The sequence below is a fragment of the Clostridium beijerinckii HUN142 genome (genome assembly GCF_000621745.1).
Lineage (GTDB): Bacteria > Bacillota > Clostridia > Clostridiales > Clostridiaceae > Clostridium > Clostridium beijerinckii_A.
The window spans coordinates 26,596-38,816 of record NZ_KK211340.1; the positions used below are offsets into that span (position 1 = coordinate 26,596).

Here is a 12,221-nt window from a genome sequence, read left to right on the forward strand (position 1 = left end):
ATAACCTCCTTTGAACTCTATTAATTGGTTGCACTATTATTATTTGAATTTCTAGAAATTTTATACACTTATAGACAAATTTTATATTAATTATTTTTTTATTAATATAAATGCTATTATTTTAATGAAATACATATAGTAGAAATAAAAAATAGGACTACTTTGAAATATCTCTAATCATTCAAAGTAGTCCTAACTTTTATGGTTAAATAGCTAATTTATTAATCGCTAACTAATACTGTTCTTAGTATTATAATTTTTCTTCATAAGTTTTAACTTTTAAATCTGTTTTCCATTCTGTAATCTTAGCACTTAATGCATCTTGTTGTTTTTGTTGCAATAATGACGATTTTATCTGATCTTTTACTTGTTCAAAAGGAGTTACTTGTGAGTCTTTTAATCCAGTAGCTTTAATTATATGATATCCGAACTGACTCTTTACTGGTGCTGAAATTTCTCCTTCTTTCAAATTCTTAAACCCATCCATAAATTCAGTAACTAATTGTGTTGAGTTATATGCTACAAATCCTAAACTACCACCATTATCCTTAGTTGCTGCATCTGTTGAGTTATCTTTAGCTAATTTTGCAAAATCAGCTCCAGAATCTAATTTGGATTTTATAGACTTGGCTTTTGTTAATGAAGCATCATAGTCTACTGATCCATCGCTAGCTTTTTCAGCTATTAAGATATGTGCTGCATTTGCTCCAGCTCCTTGTGTATATTTTGAATCCTTATTTTCGTTATAATATGTTTGAACATCATCATCAGTAACTTCTATATCTTTTACTATGTTTTGTTGGACAGCCTGCATTATAACATTATTTTTTATAACATCTCTAAGCTGATCTTCAGTCAATCCATTTTGCTCTAAAACACTTTCAAATTGTCCTTCTTCTGAATATTGTGACTTAATTTGAGCTATTTGATCATCAATTTGTTTATTCATATCATCGTCAGATGGTTTAAGGTTTAATTCATTAGCCTTTTGTAAAACTACTTTTTGAGTCACTAAGCTGTCTAATTCCTGCTTTTTTGCTTGCTGTAATTGATCTTTAACTTGAGCATTACTTTCATAATTTTCTCCATACTGCTGTTTTAGTTGTGCAGCATACTTTTCCATTTCTTTATCTAAATCACCTTTTGTTATTTTTTCATTTCCAACTGTTGCAAGAACTGTTTTCTGTATTGCTTCTGGTGTTTTCTCAATCATTTTGCACCCCATAGCTGATACTGCAATTGTCATAATAGCTACAGCTGCAACGAATTTCTTTAATTTTTTCAAAGTTTTCCCCTCGCTTATTCTAGATTTAAACCCACTAAAAATAACTTTCCAAATAAATATATCTAATTTAGACAATCTAAAATCACTTTTCAAATTCTAATTAAACAAAACTTCCTAGACTTATAGAACGAAATTTGAAAAGCTAAATTAATTTTTGTCGGACAATATTATTCTTTTAGGTTTCTTACTGTAAAAAGTCATAACATTAGTATATCAATATTGTTTTTATAATTCAAATTTTTTACACTATTTTATTTCTTCTACTTTTATTTTATATCATAGATTTGTTACAATATTATGTCATCAAAAACTTCCTTCAAAAACTCTAATTTATTTTCTTTCTTAATATATTTTAATTTAAATGCGAAATAAGGATTAGAACCAAACTTTAACACTACGCTACTCTTATATTTTTCCATCAATATTTTAAATATATTTTTATATTCACTTTCACCTTGCGCAAACTTGAATAGTAGTTCTTTAGGCGTTTCCTTTATTTCTTCAATAAATATAGATTTAGCTCTACTCTTTATATAAGCAATATCCATTAAATTATATACCGGTTCTGGTATCTTAGAGTATCTATCTTCTAATTCTTCTTTGATATCACTATAATCGTCTAATCCCTCAATTGCAGCAATTTTCTTATAAACTTCAATTTTTTGAATTTCATCTTCTATATAATTTTCTGATATGAACGCATCCACCTTTATATCTAAAGTTGTTTCTATAGGTTCTTTTTGAATTTCGCCTTTAAGCAGCTTAACAGTATCTTCAAGCATTCTGCAATATAAATCATATCCTATAGAGGCCATATGTCCATGTTGAGAAGATCCCATCATATTGCCCGCACCTCTAATTTCCAAATCTCTCATAGCTATTTTAAAACCTGATCCTAATTCAGTGAAATCCTTTAATGCTTTAAGCCTTTTTTCCGCAACTTCTGTTAATACTTTATCTTTAGTATGCAGTAAATACGCATATGCAATTCTATTTGATCTTCCAACTCTACCTCTAAGTTGATACAATTGAGAGAGTCCCATCTTATCTGCATCGTATATTATTATGGTATTTACATTTTGAATATCCATTCCAGTTTCTATTATAGTGGTGCAGACTAATACATTATACTCTTCTGACATAAAGTCAAACATTTCCTTCTCAAGTTGCCTTTCTGCCATTTGACCATGAGCAATTCCAACTTTGCTCTCTGGAACTAACGCTTGAACATACTTAGCCATTCTTTCAATATCTTCGACTCTATTGTATACGAAGTAAACTTGGCCGCCTCTACCTATTTCCCTAAGAATTGCGTCTCTTATAAGCTGATCATTTTGTTCAACAACATATGTTTGTACAGGATATCTTTCTTCCGGTGGTGTTTCTATAACTGAAATATCCCTAACTCCACTTAGCGACATATGCAGGGTTCTAGGAATTGGAGTTGCACTTAGAGTTAAAACATCAACATTTTTCTTAATTCCCTTGATTTTTTCTTTTTGCTTAACTCCAAATCTTTGCTCTTCGTCTACTATTAATAAACCTAGATCCTTAAATTGAATATCTTTAGATACCAATCTATGAGTACCTATTAAAATATCTAAATTACCTTCCTTCACCTTTTGAAGTATTTCCTTTTGCTGTTTCGCTGTCCTAAACCTGCTAACCGTGTCTATCTTTATCGGGAAATCTGAAAATCTATTTTTTATATTCTTATAATGTTGCTCTGCTAAAATAGTAGTTGGAACTAAAAGAGCAACTTGTTTTCCATCCATTACAGCTTTAAATGCAGCCCTTATAGCAACTTCTGTTTTACCATATCCAACATCTCCACATAAAAGTCTATCCATAGGCTTATCAGACTCCATATCTGCCTTTATTTCTTCTAGTGATGTTAATTGGTCTGGAGTTTCTTCAAATGGAAATTCATCTTCAAATTGTTTTTGCCATTCAGTGTCCTTGGAAAACTTATGTCCCTTTACAGTGCTTCTCATTGCATAAAGCTTAACTAAATCTTCAGCTATTTCATTGATTGATTTTCTAGCTTTTGCTTTTGCTTTTTGCCATTCAGCACTTCCAAGCTTATTAACTTTAGGTGACTTTCCTTCACTTCCAATATACTTTTGAATTAGATCCAGTTGATCTACCGGAACATATAATTTATCACCTTTATCATAAACAATGTCTAAATAATCTCTCTTATGGCCTCCAACATCTATTTGTTTAATTCCTTTGTATACTCCGATACCATGGTTTGCATGTACGACGTAATCCCCTGGCTTTAATTCTGCAAAGCTTTTTATTTTAGAAATTCCCTTTTTCTTTGCTTTACCACTTTTTAGTTTTCTCTTTGCCTCACCAAATACTTCTTTATCTGATATTATGCATACCTTATACTGAGGGTATTCAAATCCCTTCAACTGATTACCAAAAGTTATTGCAACTTCACCATACTCAATTTTATCAACAGTATCTTTATAGACACTTTCTATTCCTCTATCTCTTAATGTTCCTACTAAACGTTCCCCTCTAGCTCGAGTTCCTGATAAAATCAGTGTTTTATATCCTAAGCTCTTTTTATTTAATATTTCGTCAATTAATAAATCTAGCTGCCCTTGATAATTATTTAGTGTTATTTGAGCTAGATTAATTATTGATAGTGGCTTTAACCAGCCAGATATTTTTGTCAACGCCTCAATGAAAGCAACTTTTTGATCTTCGAATGATTCTAATATTTCTTCTTTATTAATTAATAAATTTCCTTGCCCGGGAAATATATCTCCTCTTTGAGAAAAGGCTGTAAAGTTTTCCTCAAACTCTAAATAAGTTGACTCTAATTTGCCTTTGCACCTTGGAACATTATCTACTATAAAGAAGTAATCTTTAAAATAATCAAAAAGACTTTCTGGCTCCCTTGTAAAGTACGGAAGATAGCTATCTATTGTCTCAAAAGATGAGGTCTCTTCAAGTAGTTCTAAGTTTTTATTTAACATTTTTCTTAGTTTCTCTACTCTTTCACTATCCTTATCACTTGAGGCAATTTTATTAAACTCTTCTTTAAGCTTATTTCTTCCAAACTCTAACATCTCTTCTGAAACTATTACTTCTTTTGCAGGGAAAATATCTATCTTTTTAACTTTCTCAATGCTTCGCTGAGATTCTGTATTAAAGGTTCTTATAGATTCTATTTCATCGCCAAAAAGTTCAACTCTATATGGATAAGTTGAACCTGTTGGAAATACGTCTAATATGCCTCCTCTTAGTGAAAACTGCCCCTTACCTTCGACCATTTCTACTCTTTCATAACCTGATTGAATTAGTCTCTTTGATATATCCGTAAGGTTAACTTCATCACCTTCTTTAAGTTTCATGCTATATTCTAAAAATAAATCATGCGGAGTATATTTTGCTGCAAAAGCTTCTATTGATGTCACTATTATTTTCTTCTTATTATTTAATATTTCATTTATTACTTTTAATCTTGCCCATCTCAAATCTCCAGAAATAGCATCAATATTATAAAAAACCATTTCCTTTACCGGAAAATAATATACTTCATTGGTATAGAATATCAAATCTTCGTAAAGATTTTTCGCCTCCATATCGCTTTGAGTCACAACCACAATTGATTTACTGGTATTTTCAAATATTCCACTTATAATGTATCCTCGACCCGATTCAGATGCACCATATATACCAATAGGGTATCTTTTACCTTCGATACCTTGTATTATGTTTTGAAATTCTAAACTACTTTCCAAGGGCTCTAATAACCCTTTTAATCTCATCCCATGCACCTTCCTTAAACTATTGTACTCGCTTTGAATCCATTGAACTGATTCATAGCTGTCTTAACATCACTTTTAATAATTTCTACTGCGGCATTTGTTGACGCTTCTATACTTTCGCCCAAAATAGCTGTTTCTTCTTTCGTAAATTTCCCCAATACGTGTTTCACCAAATCTCCATTGGGTTGTCCTACCCCTACTTTTATCCTTGAAAAAACTTCACTATTTAAATGTGCTATGATGCTCTTTATTCCGTTATGCCCTCCCGCACTTCCTTTTTCTCTTATTCTTAATTTTCCAACTTCTAGGCTAATATCATCATATATAACTAGTATCTCATCATTGTTAAGGTCATAAAAATCAACTACTTCTCTTACGCTTTCACCACTTAAGTTCATGTAAGTAGTTGGTTTTAAAAGCATAACCTTTTTTCCATTGATAAATCCTTCTCCATACATACCTTTAAATTTTTGCCTGTTTATCTCAATATTATACTCTTTTGCAATGTTATCGATGACTTTAAACCCAATATTATGTCTTGTATTCTCATATTCATTTCCTGGATTCCCAAGGCCTACTATTAAAAACATACTTGTTTCCTCCTTAGCGTTATTATCTATTTTTATTATTTTTATTATTTTTATATTTTGTAAGTGAAAATGTGAATGTAACTCCTATATTAGGATGATTCTTAACCCAGACTTCCTCACCTTGCTGCATAACTATCATTCTCACGATTGGCAATCCAAGTCCAGTGCTAACTTTATTTGTTCTAGACTTATCTGACTTGTAAAATCTATTCCATATATGCCTTATCTCTTCATCTGCAATTTTAGGTCCATTATTATATATTTCAACAAATACTTTAGATCCCTTGGAATACGTACTGATTCTTATAATTCCACTGTTTTCACAATACTTTATTGCATTATCTAATAAATTAGTTATGACTTGCATTGTTTTATCTTCATCAGCTTTTACATAGTAATTCTCATTTTTCAGATCTATTTTTAGCATTATCTGCTTTTCTCTTATCTTTTGTTCATTATTTATAATACATAATCTAATTAACTCATTTATATCAATCTTTCTCATATTGAATTTTAATTTACCTGATTCAATAGCTGATAAATCTAGCAGATCATTAATTAATCTTGTAAGCCTTTTTATCTCACCATATACTATATCTAAATAATATCCTTCTTTATCTCTTGGAATCACACCATCTATTATTCCTGCAATAAATCCCTTTATAGAGGTTATTGGTGATCTCAATTCATGAGAAACATTTGATATGAAGTCTCTTCTATTATTCTCAACCTTTTCTAATGACTCTGCCATTATATTAAATGAACTTGCCAACTCACCAATCTCATCACGCGATTCTATATAAACTCTCTTATTAACTTCTCCATTAGCAAACCTTTTGGCTGCCTTGTTTATTTCAGCTAAAGGATTAATCAATATTTTCTTTGAAACTAAGGATAAAACTACAGATGCAAATACCATTGCTCCTAATGCTGATATCCATACTATAAGATATATTCTATGCAGTTGTTTACCTATTATTGATAAAGGAGCTGTCATTACAATATATCCCTGAAATTGATCTTCTTCTAATACGGGATATATATAGGTATAATGGTCTCCAATATATTCTACTGATTTTCCATTCATTAAAGAATCTTTATTCTTATCTAAAACATCCGGTTTATTATTTATCTCAGTAGTATTTGCAGTTTTAGAATATATATATATATTATCAAATTTATCTGAAACAGTAATATCCGCATTTGCTCCAACACTTGACATATCTACTATGGCCTGTAACTTATCATATTCCAATGAATCTTTTTTAGAATTATATGTTTTTATAGACTCAGATATATACTCCCCATCCTTCTGAAATTGTACCTTCTTCTCAGCAAAATATGTTATTCTAAACCATATAGATAATAACCAAGCTAACGAAACCAAAACAATAGTCAAAATAACTATAAATGTTATTATAAGTTTTTGAAGTAAACTTCCATTATTCTTCATTTAATTTACCTCAAATTTATATCCCACACCCCATACTGTTTGAATTTCCCACTGCTCTCCACTACTTAATTTCTCTCTTAATCTTTTTATATGAACATCTACAGTTCTAGAATCTCCTGGATAATCATATCCCCAGACTTCACAAAGTAATTGTTCTCTTGTGAACACCTTGTTTTTATTATTAGCCAAATAATATAGTAATTCAAATTCCTTCGGTGGCATTTTTATTTCTTCTCCATTATATATGACTTTATATGAGGTTGAATCTATTGATAAATCACTTAATTTTATCACCTCGTTTTTAATATTTTCTGGGGAATATCTCCTTAATACAGCTTTTACTCTCGCTAACAATTCTTTAGGTTCAAAAGGTTTTACTATATAATCATCCGCGCCAATTTCTAGTGCTAAAACCTTATCAAAGGTGTCTCCCTTCGCTGTAATCATTATAACTGGCGTTTCCTTTTGCTTTCTTATCCATTTTAAAACATCGATTCCATCTATGTAAGGTATCATAACATCAAGCAAGACAATATCCGGATTATACTCTAAATAAATTTCTTGAGCCTCTTTTCCGTTTAATGCTATTCTTGTATTATAGCCAGAGCTTTTTAAATACATATCTATCACTTCACTAATGTTTTCATCATCGTCCACAATCAATACCTTAGTTGTAACTCCATCCACACTTCTTTCCTCCTTAATTTATTATTATTACGTAAACATTCATATCCTAATATAACATAAATATACTATTTATTATAGAAAACAAAATCATCCTTTAATTATAATAAATATTCTAAAAATATATAAGTATAATAATTATTTAATAGATTATAATCTAATTAAATCATAAAAGTTTTCTCGTTTACACTCCTAATATCAACTTAATAAAATAAATTTATTTAACTATAAAAAATAGAATATATATCTACTTTAATTGCTTAGAGTAAATATACATTCTTTTCAATATCTTATTTATTTAACAACTTTTTTAAATTATTAACTACTTTTGGCATTCAAATAATTTACTTATTGGCTGATCATCATAAATTCTCTTTATTGCTTCAGCAAATAAAGGAGCTACTGATATAGATCTAATTTTACTATTATCATTCTCTTCCTTTAACGGAATTGTATTTAATAGTACTACTTCTTCAATTGCTGAATCATTTATTCTATCCATTGCAGGACCAGATAATACTCCATGTGTACAGCAAGCATAAATATTCTTAGCTCCTAAATCCTTAAGTGCATTTGCCGCATTTGCAATAGTTCCTGCTGTATCTATCATATCATCAATTAATATACATCTTTTTCCTTCAATGTCACCAATAATATTCATTATTTCTGAAACATTCGCCTTTGGCCTTCTCTTGTCTATGATTGCTATTGGAGCATGTAAATTATCCGCAAATTTTCTTGCTCTAGTTACACTTCCTAAATCCGGTGAAACTACAACAACATCATCTTGATCTACTAATCCTTTTGATATAAAGTGCTCAGCAAGTATTGGTGCTCCAAGTAAATGATCTACAGGAATATTAAAGTATCCTTGAATTTGAGCTGCATGTAAATCCATAGTTAAAACCCTATGTGCTCCTGCTGCAGTTAATAAATCGGCAACTAACTTTGCAGTTATAGGATCTCTTGACTTAACTTTTCTATCCTGTCTTGCATATCCGTAGTATGGAATAACCGCTGTAATTCTACCTGCTGACGCTCTTTTAAATGCATCAATCATAATCAGTAATTCCATTAGATTGTTATTAACAGGTGAAGAAGTAGATTGTACTATGAACACATCATTCCCTCTAACAGTTTCATTAATATCAACAGATATTTCACCATCACTAAAAGTTGAAACCTTAGAATTTCCTACTGGAACTCCTAAAATATCTGCTATATCTTGAGCTAACTGTGAGTGCGAATTTCCAGTAAATACTTTTATATTTCTTCCATGAGTTATCATAATTGAGAAGACCTCCTTAAAATTTTGGCTGATTTATCATTAAAAACTTATTTTTTTAATCCTTTTTTATCTACCCATCCACTGATATTTCTTTGCTTAGCTCTTGCAACTGCAAGATCACCTTCTTTTACTTCAGATGTAATGGTTGATCCTGCCGCAATATAAGTATTATCGTGAATTGTGACAGGTGATACCAAATTGGTATTACAGCCTATAAAGCTATGATCTCCTATAATAGTCTTATGTTTATTCTTGCCATCATAATTTACAACTACTGTACCACATCCGAAATTGCATTCCGATCCCACTTCTGCATCTCCTATGTAGGTTAAGTGTGACACCTTAGTTCCATCTCCAATAGTAGATTTCTTTATTTCTACAAAATCCCCTATTCTTGCATGCTTGCCAATTGTGGTTTCAGGTCTTATATATGCAAATGGACCAACAGTAGTATTATCACCAATATTACTATTTAATATAACTGAAGCTTGAACCTCTACTTCATTACCAATATTACTATCAACAATTCTTGAATTTTGGTAAATTAAGCAGTTGTCACCTATTTTTGTATTTCCCTCTAAAATATTATTAGGATATATTATTGTATCTTTTCCTATTTCAACATCAATTCCTATATATGTTGTTCTCGGATCAATTAGAGTAACTCCATTTTCCATATGCATAAGATTTATTCTATTCTTAAGTATTTCTTCTGCCTCTGCTAATTGAACTCTTGAATTTACTCCAATGGTTTCTTCATATTCAGTTATAACTGCACCTATTTTTTTATCTTGAGATTTTAATATTCCTATAACATCTGTAAGATAATATTCGCCTTGTCCATTATTATTAGTTATCTTATTTAATGCATCTACCAGTAACTCAATATCAAAACAATATATTCCCGAATTCATCTCATTGATCTTAAGCTCTTCTTCAGTACAATCTTTATGCTCTACAATTTTTGATACTTCATCATTCAACCGTACAATTCTCCCGTAACCTGTAGGGTCATTAACTATTGCTGTTAATATAGTTGCTGAATTTTTTGCCTCTATATGCTCATTAAATAGTCTTTCAATTGTTGATTGCTTTATTAAAGGAGTATCACCAGTAAAAATTGCGACTACTCCTTTTTTATCATTTAAGAACTCTTCAGCACATTTGACAGCATGGCCAGTTCCTAATTGCTCAGATTGTAGTGAATAACTCACATTTCTATCTAATGTTTTCTCTTTTACAAGCTCAGCACCCTTTCCTATAATTACATCTATATCATCAATTCCAGAATTTCTTATCGAATCTATAACATGTTTTAGCATTTCTTTACCACATACTTTATGTAATACTTTAGGTAAATCAGACTTTATTCTTTTACCTTGACCTGCTGCTAAAACCAGTGCACATTTATACATTATATACCACACCTCATTTATAAATTTATATTAACACGATTATTTACTTACAATAATCAGTTAAATATTCATATCAATTTAATTATATTGGAAAGCCACCCTTATTTCAACCCATTAGTATATTTAATATTGGAATATAAAATCTTATTTAATGGCAAAACAAAAGGAAGTCATTAAAACTTCCTTTTGTTTTGCTAAAATCCTAGCCCTCTACAACTTCTTCTGAAACAGCTTTTTCATAAGCTTCTAAAATTGCAGTTTGTATTTTTTCTCTTGCTTCTGTATTTATTGGGTGAGCTATATCCTTAAATTCTCCATCTGGTGTCTTTCTACTAGGCATAGCAATAAATAAACCCATTTGTCCTTCTATAACTTTGATATCATGAACTACAAATTCATTATCAAATGTTACAGAAACTATTCCTTTCATTTTACCTTCTGATGCAATTTTTCTAATCCTAACATCTGTTATTTGCATTTTACTCCACCCCTCCCAGTTGCCTTAAAAATATTTAATACTATATAATTTCTCCACAAATTTCTAAATTCCTTTTTTATATTTGATAAATCCTTATAAAATTTATTTTTTTGTGTAATCTTATACAAATACTATATATCTAAGATTGTCCTACTTGAATTTCAGAACAATCCCTATTCATGACAACTTGAAGTAATAATAACTATTCATGATGAAACTTATAATTATTTGTAGAGTTCAACCACAAATTTAATATTTATTTATGTGAAATTAAAAGCATTCGAAATTAGGCATACTTTTTAGAATAAAATTCTCTATTAATTTTAAGAAAATGTTTTTGAAGGTTGTATTCCTATAATGGCTGATTTATCAACTGCCTTTAATTCTACAATAGAAACATATTCATCTACTAATTTCTTTTCAATTTGATTATTATCTACTAGTACACCTATTCCTACTAATTCACTATCAAACTCTTTAAGTAAATCCTTAATACCTACTGCGGTTCCTCCACCTTTCATGAAATCATCAATAAATATACATTTACTTGATGGTTTCATTGACTTTTTTGATAGTGACATTTGTTGCAACCTTCCATTGCTTCCAGATACATAGTTTATAGTAACTGTTGGTCCTTCTGTTACTTGACTATCTCTTCTAGCAATAACTAATTGCACTCCTAAATTTCTAGCAACTTCATAAGCTAAAGGAATACCTTTAGTCTCTACTGTTATTACATAATCAGTTTCTTTTCCCTGAAAACACGATGAAAGCATAACTCCTGCTTTATTTATTATCTTAGGGTCATACATTAAATCCGTCATATATATTATATTTCCTGGTATAACTCTTCCATCATCACTTAGCTGTTTACATAATTCTAATGCAAAAGCTTTCTTTTCTTCTTCGCCACTTTGAGGAATGTATTTTATTCCGCCTGCTACTCCTGCAATTGTTTCAACTTTACCCATCTCAAGTCTTTCTAGAATTTCTCTAACAACAACAATATCTTCACTTATAGTAGATTTTGCCGCATTTAGTAATTCTGAAAATTTATTTAATCCTAATATTTTATTCGGGTTTTCTAATAATATTTTTGTTATGGCAACTACCCTATTATTTCTTGTAAACTTCTCCATAAAATCACCCACACGAATTATTTTTATATTAAATCGCTTTAATATTCATATTTTATGCTAAATTCAAGTTAATATCAATATTTTTAGTTATAAAGTTAATT

The 12,221-nt window shown here is 30.0% G+C and carries 9 protein-coding genes; all 9 read right to left on the reverse strand.

Features of this window, described 5'->3' with window-relative positions:
* Window positions 1-250: 250 nt before the first annotated feature.
* The gene (locus T483_RS0127220; protein WP_026889663.1) at window positions 251-1,285 is read right to left on the reverse strand and encodes a peptidylprolyl isomerase; all 1,035 of its coding nucleotides are present in this window, start codon (window positions 1,283-1,285) and stop codon (window positions 251-253) included.
* A 287-nt stretch (window positions 1,286-1,572) separates the two neighbouring features.
* Entirely contained in the window at window positions 1,573-5,073 is a 3,501-nt protein-coding gene (mfd, locus tag T483_RS0127225) for a transcription-repair coupling factor (protein WP_026889664.1), read from the reverse strand.
* A gap of 14 nt (window positions 5,074-5,087) precedes the next feature.
* The gene (gene pth, locus T483_RS0127230) at window positions 5,088-5,663 is read right to left on the reverse strand and encodes an aminoacyl-tRNA hydrolase (RefSeq protein WP_026889665.1); all 576 of its coding nucleotides are present in this window, start codon (window positions 5,661-5,663) and stop codon (window positions 5,088-5,090) included.
* 22 nt (window positions 5,664-5,685) lie between these two features.
* A complete protein-coding gene (locus T483_RS0127235) occupies window positions 5,686-7,116 on the reverse strand; it encodes a sensor histidine kinase (RefSeq protein WP_026889666.1) in 1,431 nt (476 codons plus the stop codon).
* Window positions 7,117-7,803, reverse strand: coding sequence for a response regulator transcription factor (locus T483_RS0127240; protein WP_026889667.1), 687 nt, complete (start codon window positions 7,801-7,803; stop codon window positions 7,117-7,119).
* Window positions 7,804-8,122: 319 nt separating this feature from the next.
* On the reverse strand, window positions 8,123-9,088 hold the full coding sequence (locus tag T483_RS0127245) for a ribose-phosphate diphosphokinase (protein WP_026889668.1): 966 nt from the start codon (window positions 9,086-9,088) through the stop codon (window positions 8,123-8,125).
* Between the two features lie 47 nt (window positions 9,089-9,135).
* The gene (glmU, locus tag T483_RS0127250; RefSeq protein WP_026889669.1) at window positions 9,136-10,503 is read right to left on the reverse strand and encodes a bifunctional UDP-N-acetylglucosamine diphosphorylase/glucosamine-1-phosphate N-acetyltransferase GlmU; all 1,368 of its coding nucleotides are present in this window, start codon (window positions 10,501-10,503) and stop codon (window positions 9,136-9,138) included.
* Window positions 10,504-10,705: 202 nt separating this feature from the next.
* Window positions 10,706-10,981, reverse strand: a complete 276-nt coding sequence (spoVG, locus tag T483_RS0127255) for a septation regulator SpoVG (RefSeq protein ID WP_011967445.1) — start codon at window positions 10,979-10,981, stop codon at window positions 10,706-10,708.
* Between the two features lie 323 nt (window positions 10,982-11,304).
* Window positions 11,305-12,120, reverse strand: a complete 816-nt coding sequence (purR, locus tag T483_RS0127260; protein WP_026889670.1) for a pur operon repressor — start codon at window positions 12,118-12,120, stop codon at window positions 11,305-11,307.
* Between the last annotated feature and the right edge of the window lie 101 nt (window positions 12,121-12,221).